Here is a 19,695-nt window from a genome sequence, read left to right as displayed (position 1 = left end):
GTGTCTGAATTGGCGCCGTCGGCTCTCCGTCCCGAGCATCCCGTACCGCGGTCGTTGTCAGGATTGGTTGCCGAATTTAATCTGGAACTACGTGGAGACATCGACGGTCTCGAAGTCACCGGTGTGAGCCTGAGCTCACGCACGGTGCAACCGGGCGACCTCTATGTCGGCGTTCCCGGCCAGCACCTGCACGGTGCCACCTTCGCCGCTGCGGCCGCCGAGGCCGGCGCCGTGGCCATTCTCACCGACAAGGCGGGCGGGCTGCTCGCCGCGGCCAGCGGTCTGCCCGTGCTCGTGACACCGGATGCCCGCGCCGCGCTCGGCGCGGTATCCGCCTGGATCTACCGCACCCACGACAACCCGGCGACCCTGTTCGCGGTCACCGGCACCAACGGTAAAACCAGCGTCGTCTACCTGCTCTTCGGTATTCTGAACCAGCTCGGCATCGTCTCCGGGCTCACCTCCACCGCCGAACGCCGCATCGGCGACCTCGCCGTCACGAGTGCACTCACCACGCCCGAGGCCAGCGAACTGCACGCCCTGCTCGCCCGTATGAACGAGGCCGAGGTGCGCGCGGTCGGCATCGAGGTATCGGCGCAGGCACTCACCCGTGACCGGGTCGACGGGCTCGTCTTCGATATCGCCGCGTTCACCAACCTCAGCCACGATCACCTTGACGACTACGCCGCGATGGACGACTACTTTCAGGCCAAGTTCGAGCTGTTCCAGCCGGACCGCTCGCACCGTGGCGTGGTCACCATCGACACCGAATGGGGTCGCCGACTGGCCGACGAATGCCGCATCCCCGTGACGACCATCACCAACAGCGCCGACGTTGACGCCGACTGGCGCATGACCGTGGTGGGCGAAACCGCCACCCACACCGACTTCGTGCTCGACGGTCCTGACGGCCGCCGCCTGCACACCCGGGTGCCGCTGCTCGGCTGGTATATGGCCGCCAACGCCGCCCTGGCCATCGTCATGCTCGTCGAAAGCGGAGTCGACCTCTCCGCGATCCAACACACGCTGAATCGCGACGGCGGCATTGTCGCGTTCATTCCCGGACGCGCCGAGCGTATCTCCGGTGATCGCGGCCCGCTCGTCTTCATCGACTACGGTCACAGCCCCGACGCGTTTCTCAACACGCTCGCGGCCCTGCGCAAATTCACCCCCGGCAAACTGATCATGCTGTTCGGCGCCGACGGTGATCGCGACACCACCAAACGCGCCGATATGGGCAGGATCGCCGCAGAGGGCAGCGATATCGTGATCGTGACCGACTTTCACCCGCGGTTTGAAGACGCCGCGAGCATCCGTGCCGTTCTGCTTGTGGCAGCGCGCGAAGCCGTGCCAGACGGCGAGTTCTACGAGGTGGCCAACCCCCGTGCGGCATTCCGCACGGCGTTGTCACTCGCACACGAAGGAGACACCATTCTGTACGCCGGCCCAGGCCACGAGGACTTCCACGAGGTACAAGGCGTGAAACTGCCGTATTCGGCCCGGGATGATTCCCGCCAGGCGCTGCGCGACGCGGGGTGGCTGTAAATGATCGCCCTCTCCCTGGCCGACATCAGCCAGGCCGTCGACGGTGCGTTGCACCTCACCGACGCCGCATCGCCCACTGACCTGGTTGACGGTTCGGTTCAGACCGACTCCCGGCTGATCGAGCCCGGCTCCATCTTCGTCGCCAAGCCCGGCGCGGTCACCGACGGGCACCTGTTCGCGCCCGTCGCCGCCACACACGGTGCCGCGCTGCTCATCGTGGAACGATTGCTCGACCTCCCGGTCACCCAGATCGTCGTCGCCGACGCCGTCGCAGCGCTCGGCGCCCTGGCCGCCGCGGTCGTCGCCCGGGTGCGCGCCGGAGGGGCACTCAAGGTCGTGGCCGTCACCGGTTCCAACGGCAAGACCACGACCAAGAATCTGCTGCGCGGCATGTTCGAACGGGTCGGGCCCACCGTCGCCCCGCGCGGTTCCTTCAACAACCAGGTCGGTGCGCCGATGACGATGCTCGAGGTGACGTTCGACACCCGGTTCCTCGTGATCGAGATGGGGGCCAGCAGCGAGGGCGCCATCGCGCATCTCGTGCGCCTGGCCCGGCCCGACGTCGGCATCGTGCTCACCATCGGCCTCGCCCACGCCGGCGAGTTCGGCGATCTTGAGGCCACCGTACGGGCCAAATCCGAAATGGTCACCGACCTGCTCGAAACGGATGTCGCGGTGCTCAACGCCGACGATCCACGCGTCGCGCAGATGGCCGCGCTCACCCCCGCCCGTATCGTGCGCTTCGGCGAATACGGCCGGGTCGACGTGCGCGCGAGCGACCTCCACTCCAGCCGCACCGGAACAACCTTCACCCTGCACCTCGCGAGCGGGCAGAGCGCTCCGGTCGTGTTCAAGGTGCTCGGTGAGCACCACGTCATGAACGCCCTCGCTGCCGCCGCCGCCGCCGAGGTAGTCGGAGTCGCCCTCGGCGACATCGTCGATGCACTGCAAGCGACCACCCGGGCCGAACGCTGGCGCATGGAGGTGCTCGGCGGCAAAGATGATGTCACCGTCATCAACGACGCCTACAACGCGAGCCCCGACTCGATGAGCGCCGCACTCAAGACCCTCGCGCAGATCGGCACGCCCGGCCGACGCACCATCGCGGTGCTCGGCGAGATGGCCGAACTCGGTGAACTGGCCGGAGAGGAGCACGATCGCATCGGACTGCTCGCCGTGCGCCTCAACATCTCCCAGATGATCGTGGTCGGCCCAGCAGCCCGCCGCATGCACATCAGCACCATCAACGAGGGATCCTGGGACGGCGAGTCGGCCTATGTCGACACGCCGGACGAAGCCTTCGATCTGGTGCGAAGGATCGTGAATCCGGGGGACACTGTACTCGTGAAGTCGTCCAACTCCGCGGGCCTGCGATTCCTCGGCGATCGACTGGGAGACTTGTTCTCGTGAGAGTCCTTCTGCTGTCGGGTGCTTTTTCGCTCGCATTCACCCTGTTTCTGACGCCGCTGTTCATTCGATTGTTCAAGAAGTTCGGCTGGGGCCAGTTCATTCGCGACGACGGCCCCAAGAGTCACCACGCCAAGCGTGGCACCGCCACCATGGGCGGCATCATCATTATTCTGGGCGTGCTGATCAGCTATTTCACTGCCATGCTGATCGAACAACGGCCGTTCACCCCGTCGCCGCTGCTGGTGCTGTTCATGATGGTCGGACTCGGGCTCGTCGGTTTTCTCGATGACTTTCTGAAGACCCGCAACCAGCGCAGCCTCGGACTCGGCGGCTGGTCCAAGGTGCTCGGCCAGGTCATCGTCGCCGGCGCCTTCGGCGTCCTGTCGCTGCAATTCGCCGACCGCAACGGCCAGACACCGGCCTCGACCAGCATCTCGTTCATTCGCGACCTTCCTCTGGATTTCATGAAGCTCGGCACCGTCATCGGTATCGGTATCTTCCTGATCTGGATCTGCCTCATCGTCGCCGCGACCTCGAACGGCGTCAACGTCGCCGACGGCCTCGATGGTCTCGCCACCGGGTCGCTCATCTTCGCCATCGGATCCTTCGTCGTAATCGGCTTCTGGCAGTCCAACCAGAGCTGCTTCGGGGGTGCGGATGCCGCTGACCAGTACAAGTGTTATCTGGGGCCAGACTCCTTCGACCTGGCGATCGTCGCCGCCACCATCGTTGGCGGCCTGATCGGATTCCTCTGGTGGAACACCTCGCCGGCCAAGATCTTTCTCGGCGACACCGGCTCACTCGCCCTCGGCGGCGCCCTCGCCGCCCTTGCGATTCTCAGCCGCACCGAACTGCTGCTCGTGCTCATCGGCGGCCTGTTCGTGATGGAAGCCGGGTCGGTGATCGTGCAGCGGGCGTACTTCAAAATCACCCACGGTCAGAGAATCTTCCTCATGAGTCCGATCCACCACCATTTTGAACTCAAAGGCTGGGCCGAAGTCACGGTCGTCGTGCGGTTCTGGATCATTGGTGGCCTGCTCGTCGCCGCCGGCGTCGGATCGTTCTACCTCGAGTGGTTGTCGCGCTAGTGACCGTTGACGACATGGCCAACGAACGCCTGAACGGGCTCACCAGCTGGCACGCGGACTGGACAGGCCTCCGCGTTGCCGTACTCGGCCTCGGCGTGACCGGCTTCGCTGCAGCCGACACCCTCGTCGAATTGGGCGCCGACGTGCTCGTGCTCGCGTCGCCCGGCCCCGACGAACGATTCGATCTGCTCACCGTGCTCGGGGTGCCATTCGTGCAGGCGGACCTGCGCGAGGTGCCTGCAGAGCTCGCGGCGCAGCATCCGGAATTGATCATCGTGTCACCCGGCTTTCACCCCGACCACCCGCTGCTCACGTGGGCGGCCGACCATGCGGTACCGGTCTGGGGCGATATCGAGCTGGCCTGGCGGCTGCGCGATAAAGTCGGTACCCCCGCCGAGTGGATGCTCGTCACCGGCACCAACGGCAAGACCACCACCGTGCAACTCACCGCCACGATGCTCGCCGCCCACGGCAGCCGCGTCGCCCCCTGCGGAAACATCGGCGTGCCCGTGCTCGACGCCATCCGTGACCCGCAGGGCTGGGATGTGCTCGTCGTCGAATTGTCGAGCTACCAGCTGCACCATCTGCCGCACAGCGGCCCCGGCGCGCTTGCGCCCTGGGCGAGCCTCTGCCTCAACGTCGCCGACGACCACCTGGACTGGCACGGAACGGCTGCGGCCTATCGCGCAGCCAAGGCCACCGTCTACCTGAACACCGCGGTCGCCTGCGTCTACAATTTAGCGGATGTCGCGACCCTTTCGATGGTGCAGCAGGCCGACGTGCAGGACGGCGCCCGGGCGATCGGTTTCGGACTCGGCGTTCCGGGACCGAGCGAGTTGGGCATCGTCGACGGCATCGTCTGCGACCGGGCCTTTCTCGAGGACCGGTTCGAACGCGCCCTCGAGCTGACCACCGTGCCGCACCTCGTCGCCGCCGGGCTCGGTGCCCCGCACGTGATCATGGACGTGCTCGCCGCGAGCGCCCTCGCCCGGTCCTTTGGTGTGCTGCCGGAGACCATTCACACGGCGCTCGAAACCTTTCACCTCGACGCGCACCGCATCGAGACCGTCGCAATCGGCGACGGCGTGGAGTGGGTTGACGATTCCAAGGCCACCAATCCGCACGCCGCCGACGCGTCGCTGGCCGCCTACGAATCCGTCGTCTGGCTGGTCGGCGGACTGCTCAAGGGGGTCGACGTCGACGCCCTCGTGCACAAGCACGTCGGTCGGCTGCGAGGTGCGATCATCATCGGCGTCGATCGACTGGCATTACGGCAGGCATTCGCGCGACACGCCCCGGACCTGACCGTGTTCGAGATCGACCCGGACAACACTGAACAGGTGATGACGCGGGCGGTGCGGTTGGCCGCCGAACTCGCTCGCGCCGGTGACACAGTATTGCTCGCACCGGCCGCCGCATCAATGGACCAGTTCGAGAGCTACGCCGAACGCGGCCGGCTTTTCAATCAGGCAGTACACGACTTCTTGGGCAGGTGACGCGGATGGTACAGGTGCCCCGCGACCCCGCGTCCCGCACCAGGTCGGCCGCGCAGGCGGAGCGCACCACGGCGGCGTCCCGCCCTGCTGCGGCGTCCCGCCCTGCTGCGGCGTCCCGCCCCGCTGCCGGGCGCCCGTCGCGAGCAGCCAACAAGCCGGCCGAGCCGGAAACGCCGAGCGGGCCATCCGTTCGGATCAACCTCGGTCGGGTCTTCAAAGCTGAGGGCGGCAACTACTTTCTGCTGCTCGGCACGACCCTGTTCCTGGTCATTTTCGGCCTCGTCATGGTGCTGTCGTCGTCGTCGGTGGACTCCTTCTTGGCCGACATGGGCTTCTTCGGCGGTCTGCTGCGTCAGGGTATGTTCGCGCTGATGGGTATTCCGCTCATGCTCGTCGTCAGCCGGCTGCCGCTCGCGTTCTGGCGGCGCGTGGCCTGGCCGTCGATGCTGATCACCTGCTTCTTTCAGTTTCTCGTGGTGGCCACCGGGCTCGGCCGCGGCACCGGCGGCAACACCAACTGGCTGAACATCGCCGGCGTTCAGTTTCAGCCGTCCGAGGGCATCAAGGTGGCCCTGATCATCTGGCTCGGCATGATCCTCTCGCACAAGCAGAACCAGCTCGACGACTGGAAGCACGTGTTCATTCCGGTGTTCGGGGTCGGCGGCGGCGCCGTTCTGCTCGTCATGATCGGCGGCGACCTCGGAACCGTCATGATCATGGCCGGGATTCTGTTCGGCGCCCTGTTCTTTGCCGGCGTGAAACTGCGCCTACTCGCCGTGCCGCTGCTGGTCGGCGTGGCCGGTGTCGTCGCCCTGGCCATTCTGAGCCCCAACCGCATGACCCGCATCATGAGCTTCCTCAACGAGGGCTGCACCCAGCTGAGTGGGGAGATCTCCAGCAGCTGCTGGCAGCCGCTGCACGGCACCTGGGCGCTGGCCAACGGCGGAATCCTCGGCGTCGGGCTTGGCAATTCCAAGGCCAAATGGTCTTGGCTACCCGCCGCCGACAACGACTACATCTTCGCCATCATCGGCGAAGAGCTCGGCCTGATCGGGTGCATCGTCGTGCTGGGCATGTTCATTCTGCTGGCCTTCGCCTTCCTCCGCATCATGCGAACGGCCACGACCGTGCAGGCGAAGGTCTCGACCGCCGCCGTCATGGTCTGGATCATCGGCCAGGCCTTCGTGAACATCGGCGTGGTGCTCGGAGTGTTCCCCGTGTTGGGCGTGCCGCTCCCGTTGATCTCGGCCGGTGGCACCGCTCTGCTGACCACCCTCGTCGCGATCGGTATCGTGCTCTCCTTTGCGCGCGGCGACCGCTCGAGCGACCCAACTCCTGACTCCATCGAGGCTGAACGGGCATGACCACGTACCTTCTGGCCGGCGGCGGAACCGCCGGTCACGTCAACCCCCTGCTCGCGCTCGCGGACCGAATCCGCGCCACCGAAGCGGATGCCACGGTGCTGGTTCTCGGCACGGCTGAGGGTCTCGAGGCGCGCCTGGTTCCCGCCCGCGGTTACGAGCTCATCGTCGTGCCCCGGGTGCCGTTTCCGCGCCGTGCGAATCTTGCGGCCCTGCGCTTTCTGCCGCGGTTCACTGCAGCGGCGCGGGCGGTGAGCGACATCATCCGTTCGCGCCACGTGGACGTGGTCGTCGGTTTCGGCGGCTACGTCTCCACGCCGGCCTACCTCGCTGCCCGGCGCGCCGGGGTTCCGATCGTCATTCACGAGGCGAACGCAAAGCCAGGGCTGGCCAACAAGCTCGGCGCTCGCCTGACCCGGCACGTCGGTGTCGCCTTCGCCGGTACTCCGATTCGGCACGCCCGGTTCGTCGGCATGCCGCTCCGGCCCGAAATCGAACAGCTCGACCGCGCGGCGGCCCGGCCCGAAGCCCTGGCTTTCTTCGCTCTCCTGCCCGACCGGCCCGTTCTTCTTGTCACCGGCGGATCGCTCGGAGCGCGCCGGCTCAACGCCACGATGGTCGCTGCGGCGCCCGCACTCATCGCTGCGGGCTGGCAGGTGCTGCACATCACCGGCAGTGCGGCCGAGGTCACCGACCCCGAGCTACCGCACTACCACCTGGTCGTCTACTGCGACCGGATGGATCTCGCCCTCGCCGCGGCTGATGTCGCCGTGACCCGGGCGGGAGCAGCGACCGTGAGCGAACTGTGCGCGCTCGGCATTCCCGCCGTGTACGTGCCCTACCCGGTCGGCAATGGAGAACAGCGTTTCAATGCCGCGCCCGTGCTGGCAGCCGGAGGGGGCCTGCTGATCGACGACACAGACTTCGTGCCGGCCTGGGTTCAGGGCGAGCTGGTGACCCTGTTGGGTGACCGGGCGCGGCTGGAGGTGATGGCGTGGGGGGCGGCATCCGTTGGCGCACTCGACGGAACGGCCCGCATGCTCGACCTGGTCCACGAGGCGCTCGCGTCGTGATCGTCAGGCCGCACGCGTAACGTAGTGCCCGCACCATCTGTTTCACAACTCATTAACTGCAATCGAGAAGAGCGCACCACCGTGATCAAACCAGACCTCACTTTGACCATTCCCGACAACCTCGGAGTGGTGCACTTCGTGGGCATCGGCGGATCCGGCATGAGCGGCATCGCTCGCTTGTTTGTGAACCGTGGCTTCACGGTCACCGGCTCCGACGCGAAGGATTCGCCCAACGTGCAGGCGCTCCGCGACCTGGGCGCGACCGTGTTCATCGGGCACGACGCGGCCAATGTCGGCAACGCCGACACGCTGGTAGTCACCGGGGCGCTCTGGCAGGACAACCCCGAGTATGTGCTCGCGGGCGAACGCGGCCTCCCGGTGCTGCACCGCGCCCAGGCCCTGGCCTGGCTCATTCGCGAGCACCGGCTCGTCGCGGTGGCCGGCGCGCACGGTAAGACCACCTCAACGGGCATGATCGTCACCGGTCTGCTTGGTCTCGGCCGGGAACCCAGCTTCGTCAACGGCGGCGTGATCGAATCGCTCGGGGTCAGCTCCGCGAGCGGAGCCGACGACCTGTTCGTGGTCGAAGCCGACGAATCCGACGGCTCCTTTCTGCTGTATCACACGGCGGTCGCCCTGGTCACGAACGTCGACCCCGACCACCTCGACCACTACGGCTCGCTCGAAGCGTTCGAGGCCGCGTTTGTCGAGTTCAGCCGCAACGCGAGCGAGCTCGTCGTCATCTCCTCCGACGACGTCGGTGCGGTGCGCGTCACCGCGACCATCACCGCGAGCATGAGTGAAGCGGATGCCGCCGCCCGTGTGATCACGTTCGGCGAGCACCCCGATTCCACCGTCCGCGTGCACTCCATCACCACGACCGGACCGGTGAGCTTCAGCGTCGCCTGGCGAGGCCAGGATTACAGCGCCACCCTGCGCATCCCCGGCAAACACAACGCCATCAACGCGGCTGGCGCCTTCGCCGTTCTGGTCGGCCTCGGCTTCGACCCCGCAGCCAGCCTTGCCGAGATCGCCGGCTTCGGCGGCACCCAGCGCCGGTTCGAACTGCACGGCACGGTCGGCGGCGTCAGCGTGTACGACGACTACGCCCACCACCCGACCGAGGTCGCCGCCGCTCTCGCGGCGGCCCGCACCGTTGTCGGCGAGGGCCGCATCATCGCGGTGCACCAGCCGCACCTATACAGCCGCACCCGCCTGTTCGCGCGGGAATTCGCCGAGACCCTCGAGACTTTCGCCGACCAGACCATCGTGCTCGGCGTCTATGGCGCCCGCGAAGACCCCGAGCCCGGCGTGACCGGTGCGATCGTCTCCGAGCTGTTCCGCGACCCGTCCCACGTCGCCTACGTGCCCGACTGGCAGGATGCCGCCGACTACCTGGCCGGCATCGCCCGCGACGGCGACTTCGTCGTGACCCTCGGCTGCGGCGACGTCAATCGCATCGTGCCCCAGCTGCTCGCCTCGCTCGAAAAGGTCCGCGGATGAGGCGGCGGTGAGGCGGCCGGCCGGCTTCGACAGCCCGGCCCCGTCCACACCCGAGCCGGCTCGCAAGCCGAGTCGCAAGCCGACTTCTTCGTCGATTCAGGGCTCGAAACCGCCCCGAGCCAAGCCGGCTTCGGCACCGCACGACGAATCTGACCGGGAAAGCGCCACCGCGCCGCACTCAGACCAGCGGAATCCCGACACGGCGACGGCGAAGAACACCCGGGGCGGCGTTGTCGCCGCCCCGAAACGCACGTCGAAACCCTTCGATCCCTCCGACACGACGACGGAACCGATCGTGCTCGCCGGGAAAGTCGCATCTGATTCGTCGATCACGGTGGTTCCCGTGCCGATTGTCGCTACCGCAGCTTCCGCACCTCCTGCGGCCCCTGCAGCGAAGGGACAAACGACCGATGAGTCCCCCGGTGCTTCGGCGGGAGCCCGTGCGGCACGGTCCGTGCTGCGCGCGGCCCAGCGTGCCCGCAAACGCTTCGAACGCGCCGAGGTGCGACGGTTCACCGGACGCACCCGGCGTCGGCGCACGGCGTGGATTCTTGGTGTCGGTACCGTTGGTCTCGCTTTCGGCCTCATTATCGGTGCCGCCTACTCGCCGCTGATGGCACTCGGCACGATCGAGGTCGTCGGCACCAACCGCATTCCGGCCGGAGACGTGTCGGCGGCCCTGGCCGACCAACTCGGAACCCCGCTGCCCCTCATTGATGGCGATGTGGTCAAAAGCGAACTGTCGAAGTTCACGCTCATCCAGAGCTATGTCACCGAAAGTCGCCCGCCCGGCACACTGGTAGTGCGCATCGTCGAGCGGGTTCCGGTCGGCGTGTTGGCCGGCCGGACCGGCTTCGATCTGGTCGATGCCGCCGGCGTCGTCATCGAAACGACGCCGGAACGAAGCCCAGGCTACCCGTTGATCGACGCGCCGAACGGAATCGGCAGTGCTGGGTTCAAGGCGGCCGCCGCGGTCCTTGCCGTGCTGCCCGGCAGTATCCGCACCCAGTTGGATTTGGTGACCGCGGTGACAACGGATGACGTCACCCTCAATCTGCTCGGCGGCGAACGGGTGGTCTGGGGCAGCCCGGAGAAGTCCGAGTACAAGGCCGTCGTGCTCGCCGCTCTTCTTATCGGGCACCCGGCCGGCACCGTCAACGAATACGACGTCTCCTCGCCCGACAGCGCCGTGCTGCGCTAGTTTGCAACGGATTCAGAGAGATCTTCGCGACACGCGGGCGCGCCTCCCCAGCGACGCGCCGTGCCCGCATACTTTCGTAATCAGGAATTGCATACTCAGCATAACTTTAAACTTCGACTAGAGGTTTAGGGTTCCACCCGGAGGCCGGACGTGTCAAACAATCAAAATTATCTAGCCGTCATCAAGGTTGTCGGTATCGGCGGTGGCGGCGTCAACGCCGTCAACCGCATGATCGAACTGGGTCTGCGCGGTGTCGAGTTCATCGCCATCAATACGGATGCCCAGGCTCTGTTGATGAGCGACGCCGACGTCAAGCTCGACGTCGGTCGTGACCTCACCCGCGGACTTGGTGCCGGCGCTGACCCCGAGGTGGGTCGCCGCGCCGCCGAGGACCACGCCGAAGAGATCGAAGAGGCCCTCGCCGGGGCCGACATGGTCTTCGTCACCGCCGGTGAAGGTGGCGGGACCGGAACCGGTGGCGCCCCCGTCGTGGCCCGGATCGCCAAGTCGATCGGCGCGCTCACCATCGGTGTTGTCACCAAGCCGTTCGGCTTCGAGGGCAAGCGTCGCCAGGCTCAGGCCGAGACCGGTGTCGCCTCGCTCAAGAACGAGGTCGACACTCTCATCGTCGTGCCCAACGATCGCCTGCTCGAAATCAGCGACCGCGGCATCAGCATGCTCGAGGCCTTCGCGACCGCTGACCAGGTGCTCCTGGCCGGTGTGCAGGGCATCACCGACCTGATAACCACCCCCGGCCTGATCAACCTCGACTTCGCCGACGTCAAGTCGGTCATGCAGGGCGCCGGCTCGGCCCTCATGGGTATCGGTTCCGCTCGTGGCGCCGACCGTGCGATCAAGGCGGCCGAACTCGCCGTCGCCTCGCCCCTGCTCGAAGCGAGCATCGACGGCGCCCACGGCGTTCTCCTGTCGATCCAGGGTGGATCCAACCTCGGCATCTTTGAGATCAACGACGCGGCCCGTCTCGTGCAAGAAGCCGTGCACCCCGAAGCCAACATCATCTTCGGTGCCGTCATCGACGACACCCTGGGTGATGAGGTGCGGGTCACCGTCATCGCCGCCGGCTTCGACGGCGGCGAGCCCGGCGCCAAAGCGGTCGAGGTGCGGCGTGCCGACCTCGTCGCTGCGGGAATTGCGGCCGGTGCCGGTTCGGCCATGGCCGGTGCGACAGCATCCGCTGGCAGAGCCAAGGGAGCCCCGGCGACCGACTCGGGCAGCTACAGTGATGGCGAGCTCGCTGCCTCCGTCTGGGGCGGCTCCGACGCCGCCAACGGCGTGACCGTGGCCGACCCGGCCTTTGAAGAAGAGGCCGACGACCTGGATATCCCCGACTTTCTCAAGTAGGTCGAGTTCCAGCAGCCCCGGGGCCGACGCCAGTCGTGTCGACCCCGGGAAGCATCGTTTTCTCCGCACGTAACGAACAGAGCAGCATAAGCATGGCACTTCATGACGCGGCATCCTCCGAGACGCCCCCGGGCGATCTGGCTTCCCGTCTGGGCGCGGTGCACAACGGCATTATCGACGCCGCACGCGAGGCCGGGCGCGACCCGGCCGACATCACCATGATCGTGGTTACCAAGTTTCATCCGGTGTCACTGATCGAAGCGCTCTATGCCCTCGGCGTGCACCACGTGGGGGAGAACCGGCACCAGGAAGCGCAGTCCAAGGCTGCGTTGCTCGCCGATCTCGACTTCACCTGGCATTTCGTCGGTCAGGTGCAGGGCAAGAAGGCCCGCCAGGTTCGCGCCTACACCGACGTCATCCACTCGGTCGATCGTGAGTCTCTGGTGACCGCGCTCGGCTCGGAGGAATCGAGCATCGACTGTTTTATTCAGGTCAACCTCACCGATGACGCGGCCCGCGGCGGCGTGGATCCGCTGAACCTGCCGGCCCTGGTCGAGCGTGTTCTCGCCACGCCGGGCCTCGAACTGCTCGGGATCATGGCTGTCGCTCCGCTCGGTGCTGAACCTCGCCGGGCCTTCGCTCGCGTGCGCGAACTCGGCGAACAGGTTCGCACACAAGCGCCGACGGCCACCGCACTGTCCATGGGTATGAGCCAGGACTACGCGGCGGCCGTGCTCGAAGGGGCGACACACCTAAGAATTGGCGCCGCAATCACCGGCAATCGCCCGGTGCTCGGTTAATCTCGAAGTAGCAAACCAACACGGAGGTCGACATGTCCAACCCGCTCAAGAAAACCATGGTCTACCTGGGTCTGGCAGACGAAGAGCTGGAGTACCAGGCACCCGCCGGTGCCCAGGGTGCTGCCAACAACGGCTCCACCAACCACGTGTCCGCCGTTCCGGCACGGGGGCACGACAATGCGCCGCACGGCAATACCGCCCACGCCAACGCGGCCCAGAACTCTGCCGGTCGTGCACCGGTCACCCCCCTGCGCAAGACATCGACCCCCCAGAATGTGGCTGCGTCTGAAATGAATGAAATTCTCACGGTTCACCCGCGCGCCTACAAAGACGCCCAGATCATCGCCGAATCGTTCCGCGAAGGCATCCCGGTCATCATCAACCTGTCGCAGATGAGTGACGGCGATGCGCGCCGCCTCATCGACTTCGCGAGCGGCCTGTCGCAGGGGCTGTACGGCAAGATCGAGCGCGTCACTGCCAAGGTCTTTCTGCTCTCGCCGTCCCACGTCGTCGTCTCCGGCGACAGCACCACCGACGAGGGCGCAGAGGACAGCTCCTTCTTCGCGCAAGGCTAGACTCAAGTGTGACTGGTATACCGATCCTGGGGAATCTTCTCTATTTCCTGTTCTTCATGTACTTCCTCGTGCTCTGGGGTCGATTCATCATTGATCTCGTGCGCGGTGTCAACCGGGGGTGGCGGCCGCAGGGCTTCCTGCTCGTGGTCGTCGAGTTCGTCTACACGCTGACCGATCCGCCGGTACGTTTCTTCCGCCGCTTGATCCCGCCGCTTCGCATCGGGCCCATCGCTTTGGATTTCGGCTTCACCCTGACGATGCTGTGCTGCATCATTGGCATGTCTCTGTCCGGCTTACTGTAATCGCCCGACCGGGGCATGTATTCTTAATGGATGACTGGTTCGCCGTGAGCCTGTACTCGCTCGTCGACAGCCCGTAATCAATCCAATACTTGAGTCACCAAGCGGTTCAAGTCAGTCAAATGTTCACATTAAATATAAGTTTTGAGGGTGGAAAGCCATGGCGTTAACTCCGGAAGATGTAGTCAACAAAAGGTTCCAGTCGACCAAGTTTCGTGAGGGTTACGACCAGGATGAGGTCGACGACTTTCTCGACGAGGTCGTAGTCGAACTGCGTCGCCTGACCAAGGAGAACGAGGAACTACGCGGCCAGGTCGGCTCTGATGCCGCGCCCGCAGCCGAGTCCGCTTCGGTCGCCGCCGTGGTGCCTGAGCCGGTAGCGGCCGTAGAACCCGTCGCCGCTCCGGTTGCCGCCGTTGCCGCCGCGCCGATCGACGAGACGGCCGGCACGACCAACCTGCTGCAACTGGCTCGCCGCCTGCACGAAGAGCACGTGAAGGAAGGCGCCGAGAAGCGCGACGCCCTGATCGCCGAAGGCCACGCCACCGCGGCACGCGTCATTGCCGAAGTAGAGACCCAACAGCGCGTTCAGCTGCAGAAGCTCGACCAGGAGCGTTCCACGCTCGAAGGCAAGATCGACGAACTGCGCACGTTCGAGCGCGAGTACCGCCTGAAGCTCAAGAGCTACATCGAGGGACAGCTGCACGACCTCGATGCAAGTTCGGTCGGCTCCACGGCCGATGCCGGCAACACGCCGAAGCCCAGCTTCCAGGGTTTTGGAGCCTAGGGCACGAACGAAGAAGCGTTCGCGAGCGCTTATCGTTCTAGCCCTCGTCGCGCTGGGCGTCTACGCGCTCGATCAATTCAGTAAGTACCTCGTCGTCGCCTCGATGGCGGAGGGTTCCGTGGTTCGTGTTCTGAACGATGTGCTGCAACTGCACTTTGTTCGGAACCCGGGCGCGGCGTTCTCCCTCGCGAGCGGATCCACCTGGATCTTCTCCATCATCGCCACCGTCGTCGTGGTGTTCATCGTCTGGTTCGCCCGACGCATCCGCTCCCTGGCCTGGGGTCTCGTCTTCGGGCTGCTGCTCGGCGGTGTGCTCGGTAACCTGACCGATCGCCTGCTGCGAGAACCCGGCTTCGGGGTCGGGCACGTCGTCGACTTCATCTCGACTCCGTGGCTGTTGCCGGCCATCTACAACGTCGCCGACATGGCCATCGTGACCAGCATGGTCATCTTCATGATTCTGACCATCCGCGGCATCGGCCTCGATGGCAACAAGGTCTCGGCCGTCAGCAAGACCGCCACGCCGGCCCTCGAAGCACCCCTCGATCAAACGGACGCCGTGACCCCCGATACATCCACCCGCGACGCTGCGACCCGCGACCGGCCGGCCCCCGGGGCCGAGGCCCTGCCGTGACCGGTCCCCTCGACCTGACCATCCCCCCTGAGCGGCGATCTCTGCCCCTCCCGGACGGTGTGGATGGCGTGCGCGTTGACGCCGGACTGGCCAAGCTGTTCGGGTTCTCTCGCAGCTTTGCCGCCGAGGTCTCCGAGGCCGGAGGCGTCGTACTCGACGGCACCGTCGTCGGCAAATCCGACCGCTTGCGGGCCGGCAGCTGGATTGAAGTCACCTGGCAGCCCAAGCAGCCGGTGCGCATCATCCCCATCGCTGTTCCCGACCTGACCGTCGTGCACGACGACGAAAGCATCGTCGTCATCAACAAGCCTGCCGGGGTCGCCGCCCACCCGAGCGTCGGCTGGACCGGTCCGACCGTTCCCGGCGCCCTCGCGGCCGCGGGCTACCGCATCGCGACCTCCGGTGCGGCCGAACGCGCCGGCATCGTGCACCGGCTCGACGTCGGCACGAGCGGTCTCATGGTCGTGGCGAAGTCGGAGACGGCCTATATCGCCCTCAAGAAGGCGTTCCACGACCGCGAGGTGGAGAAGATCTACCACACCGTGGTGCAGGGCCACCCCGACCCTCTCACCGGCACCATCGACGCGCCGATCGGCCGCCACCCCCGGTCGGACTGGAAATTCGCGGTCATGGCCGACGGCAAGCACTCGATCACCCACTACGAGACCCTCGAAGCTTTTCCCTCGGCCTCGCTTCTCGAGGTGCACCTCGAGACCGGGCGCACCCACCAGATTCGCGTGCACATGACCGCCCAACGGCACCCGTGTGTCGGCGACGCCATGTACGGCGCCGATCCGTCGATCACCGCCCGGCTCGGATTGAAACGCCAGTGGCTGCACGCCAAACAGCTGGCCTTCACCCACCCGGACAGTCATGAGTGGGTCAGCTACAACGCCGACTATCCGGCCGATCTCACCCACGCCCTCGCGGTGCTGCGCGGAGACTGACCGAGGCCGACTCGTCCCTAACCGTTACATCAACTCGTCGGAGTCCTTGTGAGCAACCCGGTAAATGCCACCGATTCGTTCGTCCACCTGCACGTGCACAGCGAATATTCCATGCTCGACGGCGCAGCGCGGGTGAAACCCCTCATCGAAGCAGCGGTGGAGCAGGGGATGCCGGCGGTCGCGATCACCGACCACGGCAACGTGTTCGGTGCCTTCGACTTCTGGAAGAGTGCGACCGACGCCGGCATCAAGCCCATCATCGGCACGGAGGCGTACATCACTCCCGGTACCGACCGCCGCGACAAGACCCGGGTGCGGTGGGGCACGAGCGGCCAAAACCGGGACGACGTCGGTGGCGCCGGCTCGTACACCCACATGACGCTGCTCTCCGAGAACACCGCGGGCATGCACAACCTGTTCCGGCTATCGTCGAAGGCGAGCCTTGAGGGCTACTACTTCAAACCAAGAATGGATCGCGAACTGCTCAGCCAGTTCTCCACGGGCCTGATCGGCACGACCGGCTGCGTCGGTGGCGAAGTACAGACCCGCCTGCGCCTCGGCCAGTACGAGGAGGCCAAGAAGGCCGCCGGCGATTTTCAGGACATCTTCGGCAAGGAGAACTTCTTCTGCGAGATCATGGACCACGGCATCGACATCGAACGCCGAACCATGACCGACCTGCTCAAGCTCGCGAAAGAACTTGACCTGCCGCTGCTGGCCAGCAACGACCTGCACTACACGCACGCGCACGACGCCACCGCGCACGCCGCCCTGCTCTGCGTGCAGTCGGCGTCCACCCTCGACGACCCCAACCGGTTCAAGTTCGACTCCAACGAGTTCTACCTCAAAACGGCAGCGCAAATGAGACACCTGTTTCGCGACCACCCCGAATCATGCGACAACACGCTACTCATCGCCGAGCGCTGTGAGGTGGAGTTCAACACCCAAGCCAACTACATGCCCCGCTTTCCCTGCCCCGAGGGCGAGAACGAGGAGAGCTGGTTCATCAAGGAGAACGAGATCGGGCTGGCCAAACGCTACCCGAAGGGAATCCCCGCAGACGTCCGCAAGCGCGCCGACTATGAAATCGGCATCATCGTGCAGATGGGCTTTCCCGGCTACTTTCTCGTTGTCGCCGATTTCATCATGTGGTCCAAGCAGCAGGGCATTCGGGTTGGCCCGGGTCGTGGCTCCGGTGCCGGCTCGATGGTCGCCTACGCGATGGGCATCACCGACCTCGACCCACTCGTGCACGGACTCATCTTCGAACGTTTTCTCAACCCCGACCGCGTCTCCATGCCCGACTTCGACGTCGACTTCGACGAGCGTCGCCGCGGTGAGGTCATCAAGTACGTCACCGAGAAGTACGGCGAGGAACGCGTCGCGCAGATCGTCACCTACGGCACGATCAAGGCCAAGCAGGCCCTGAAGGACGCCTCGCGGGTGCTCGGCTTTCCCTTCGGCATGGGCGACAAACTGACCAAGGCCATGCCGCCGGCGATCATGGGCAAGGACGTGCCCCTCACCGGTATGTTCGACAAGGATCACCCGCGCTACCGCGAAGCGGCCGACTTTCGCGCGGTAATCGACAGCGATCCCGAGGCCCGCACCGTCTTCGACACCGCCCTCGGCCTGGAAAACCTCAAACGCCAGTGGGGCGTGCACGCCGCCGGCGTGATCATGTCGAGCGACCCCCTGATCGACATCATTCCGATCATGAAGCGTGAAGCGGATGGCCAGGTCGTCACGCAATTCGATTACCCGGCCTCCGAAGCCCTCGGACTGATCAAGATGGACTTTCTGGGGTTGCGTAACCTCACCATCATCGATGACACCCTCGACAACATCGCGGTGAACCGCGGCCACCGGCCCGTGCTCGAAGACCTCGGGCTTGACGACCCCGCCGCCTACGAATTGCTCGCGCGCGGTGACACCCTCGGCGTGTTCCAGCTCGACGGCGGGCCGATGCGGGCACTGCTGCGGCTCATGAAGCCTGATAACTTCGAAGACATCTCGGCCGTCATCGCCCTGTACCGCCCGGGGCCCATGGGCGCCAACTCGCACACGAACTATGCGCTGCGAAAAACCGGTGTTCAGGAGATCATTCCGATTCATCAGGAGCTCGAAGAGCCCCTGAAGGACGTCATCGGCAACACCTACGGCCTGATCGTATACCAGGAGCAGGTCATGTCGATCGCGCAGAAGCTCGCCGGCTTCTCGCTCGGTGAGGCCGACCTGCTGCGCCGCGCCATGGGTAAAAAGAAGAAGTCGGAGCTCGACAAGCAGTTCGAGGGCTTCTCCCAGGGCATGCAGGACCGCGGCTATTCAATGGATGCCGTCACCACGGTCTGGAACATTCTGCTGCCGTTCTCCGACTACGCGTTCAACAAGGCCCACTCGGCGGCCTACGGGGTGCTCTCCTACTGGACCGCGTACCTCAAAGCCGTCTACCCGGCCGAGTACATGGCGGCCCTGCTCACGAGCGTCGGCGACTCCCGTGACAAGCTCGCGCTCTACCTCAACGAGTGCCGCCGCATGGGGATCCGGGTGCTGGCCCCCGATGTGAACGAGTCGATCGGCTTCTTCGCAGCCGTCGGCACGGACATTCGCTTCGGTCTCGGCGCGGTGCGCAACGTCGGTTTCAACGTGGTCGAGGCCATTCGCGGCGCCCGCGAGGAGAAGGGCCGCTTCGAGTCGTTTCACGATTTTCTGCACAAGGTGCCGCTGCCGGTAGCCAACAAGCGCACGATCGAATCGCTCGTCAAGGCGGGGGCGTTCGACTCGCTCGGTGCGACCCGGCGCGGTATGGTCGAGATCCACGAATCCGCCGTCGAATCGGCCGTCAAGATCAAAAGGGAGGAGAGCAACGGCAACATCGGGTTCGACTTCGACAGCCTGTTTGACGAACCTCAGGACACCGAGCAGGTGCCCGACCGACCCGAGTGGAGCAAGAAAGAGAAACTCGCCTACGAACGCGACATGCTCGGGCTGTACGTGTCCGACCATCCGCTCGCCGGGCTGGAGATTCCGCTCGCCAAGCACGCGAGCACCACGATCGCCGACCTGATCGCGTCGGAATCGACCGAAGACGGCGACACGGTGACCGTGGCCGGCCTGATCACGAGCGTGCAGCATCGCATCGCCAAGAAATCGGGCAACCAGTACGGCATGATCCAGGTCGAGGACTTCGGCGGTGAGATCACCGCGATGTTCATGGGCAAGGCCTACCTCGAGTTCGCGCCCGAACTGATCAGCGACTCGGTCGTCGTGGTGCGCGGTCGGGTGAGCCTGCGGGACGACGGCATGAACCTGCACGCGTTCAGCGTCTTCCAGCCCGAGCTCGGCCACGGTTCCGACCAGAGTCTGGTCTCGATCACGGTGGGGGAGCCCCGCGCGACCACCGACACCGTGAGCGCGCTCGGTGAGATTCTGAAGCGCCACGCCGGCGACGCCGAGGTGCGGCTCAAGCTCGTCAAGGGCGACGTGGCGCGGGTATTTGAGCTGCCGCACCGGGTGACGGTGAGCGCCGACCTGTTCGGCGAACTCAAGAGTATTCTCGGCCCGAACTGCCTGACCTGACCCGGGGCGATCGATCGGCGTCGAATCGATGTGCA

General features: G+C 65.6%; 16 protein-coding genes. All 16 read left to right on the top strand.

Annotated elements, in window-relative coordinates; all coding sequences use genetic code 11:
- Nucleotides 1-1,545 carry a Mur ligase family protein gene (locus tag IWX77_RS07115; RefSeq protein WP_196843816.1) on the top strand — a complete coding sequence of 515 codons (1,545 nt, stop codon included), beginning with the start codon at nt 1-3 and terminating at the stop codon, nt 1,543-1,545.
- Nucleotides 1,546-2,955: a UDP-N-acetylmuramoyl-tripeptide--D-alanyl-D-alanine ligase gene (locus IWX77_RS07110; RefSeq protein ID WP_196843815.1), complete on the top strand. Its 1,410-nt coding sequence runs from the start codon at nt 1,546-1,548 to the stop codon at nt 2,953-2,955.
- Nucleotides 2,952-4,043: a phospho-N-acetylmuramoyl-pentapeptide-transferase gene (mraY, locus tag IWX77_RS07105; protein ID WP_196843814.1), complete on the top strand. Its 1,092-nt coding sequence runs from the start codon at nt 2,952-2,954 to the stop codon at nt 4,041-4,043. Before IWX77_RS07110 ends, mraY begins: the two co-directional genes overlap by 4 nt.
- Nucleotides 4,044-4,057: 14 nt before the next feature.
- A complete protein-coding gene (murD, locus tag IWX77_RS07100; protein ID WP_196843883.1) occupies nt 4,058-5,539 on the top strand; it encodes a UDP-N-acetylmuramoyl-L-alanine--D-glutamate ligase in 1,482 nt (493 codons plus the stop codon).
- A gap of 5 nt (nt 5,540-5,544) precedes the next feature.
- Nucleotides 5,545-6,903 carry a putative lipid II flippase FtsW gene (ftsW, locus tag IWX77_RS07095; protein ID WP_196843813.1) on the top strand — a complete coding sequence of 453 codons (1,359 nt, stop codon included), beginning with the start codon at nt 5,545-5,547 and terminating at the stop codon, nt 6,901-6,903.
- A complete protein-coding gene (locus tag IWX77_RS07090) occupies nt 6,900-7,973 on the top strand; it encodes a UDP-N-acetylglucosamine--N-acetylmuramyl-(pentapeptide) pyrophosphoryl-undecaprenol N-acetylglucosamine transferase (protein ID WP_196843812.1) in 1,074 nt (357 codons plus the stop codon). The genes ftsW and IWX77_RS07090 overlap by 4 nt, the downstream gene beginning before the upstream one ends.
- An 81-nt stretch (nt 7,974-8,054) precedes the next feature.
- Nucleotides 8,055-9,476: a UDP-N-acetylmuramate--L-alanine ligase gene (gene murC / locus IWX77_RS07085; RefSeq protein ID WP_196843811.1), complete on the top strand. Its 1,422-nt coding sequence runs from the start codon at nt 8,055-8,057 to the stop codon at nt 9,474-9,476.
- Between the two features lie 7 nt (nt 9,477-9,483).
- A complete protein-coding gene (locus IWX77_RS07080; RefSeq protein WP_327012112.1) occupies nt 9,484-10,677 on the top strand; it encodes an FtsQ-type POTRA domain-containing protein in 1,194 nt (397 codons plus the stop codon).
- Nucleotides 10,678-10,827: 150 nt separating this feature from the next.
- Nucleotides 10,828-12,039: a cell division protein FtsZ gene (gene ftsZ, locus IWX77_RS07075; protein WP_196843810.1), complete on the top strand. Its 1,212-nt coding sequence runs from the start codon at nt 10,828-10,830 to the stop codon at nt 12,037-12,039.
- A 92-nt stretch (nt 12,040-12,131) separates the two neighbouring features.
- The gene (locus tag IWX77_RS07070; protein WP_196843809.1) at nt 12,132-12,839 is read left to right on the top strand and encodes a YggS family pyridoxal phosphate-dependent enzyme; all 708 of its coding nucleotides are present in this window, start codon (nt 12,132-12,134) and stop codon (nt 12,837-12,839) included.
- Between the two features lie 32 nt (nt 12,840-12,871).
- Nucleotides 12,872-13,414, top strand: coding sequence for a cell division protein SepF (locus tag IWX77_RS07065; protein ID WP_196843808.1), 543 nt, complete (start codon nt 12,872-12,874; stop codon nt 13,412-13,414).
- An 8-nt stretch (nt 13,415-13,422) separates the two neighbouring features.
- Nucleotides 13,423-13,716, top strand: coding sequence for a YggT family protein (locus IWX77_RS07060; protein WP_196843807.1), 294 nt, complete (start codon nt 13,423-13,425; stop codon nt 13,714-13,716).
- A 157-nt stretch (nt 13,717-13,873) separates the two neighbouring features.
- Nucleotides 13,874-14,500 carry a DivIVA domain-containing protein gene (locus IWX77_RS07055; protein WP_196843806.1) on the top strand — a complete coding sequence of 209 codons (627 nt, stop codon included), beginning with the start codon at nt 13,874-13,876 and terminating at the stop codon, nt 14,498-14,500.
- Nucleotides 14,490-15,134 carry a signal peptidase II gene (lspA, locus tag IWX77_RS07050; RefSeq protein ID WP_327012111.1) on the top strand — a complete coding sequence of 215 codons (645 nt, stop codon included), beginning with the start codon at nt 14,490-14,492 and terminating at the stop codon, nt 15,132-15,134. The genes IWX77_RS07055 and lspA overlap by 11 nt, the downstream gene beginning before the upstream one ends.
- Nucleotides 15,131-16,081: an RluA family pseudouridine synthase gene (locus IWX77_RS07045; RefSeq protein ID WP_327012110.1), complete on the top strand. Its 951-nt coding sequence runs from the start codon at nt 15,131-15,133 to the stop codon at nt 16,079-16,081. Before lspA ends, IWX77_RS07045 begins: the two co-directional genes overlap by 4 nt.
- 111 nt (nt 16,082-16,192) lie before the next feature.
- Nucleotides 16,193-19,660, top strand: a complete 3,468-nt coding sequence (gene dnaE, locus IWX77_RS07040) for a DNA polymerase III subunit alpha (RefSeq protein ID WP_196843880.1) — start codon at nt 16,193-16,195, stop codon at nt 19,658-19,660.
- The last annotated feature ends 35 nt before the right edge of the window (nt 19,661-19,695 follow it).

This window comes from Cryobacterium sp. CAN_C2, assembly GCF_015751745.1.
Taxonomy (GTDB): domain Bacteria; phylum Actinomycetota; class Actinomycetes; order Actinomycetales; family Microbacteriaceae; genus Cryobacterium.
The sequence above is the reverse complement of the archived record's forward strand: the minus strand, read 5'-3'. Positions and strand labels throughout refer to the sequence as shown.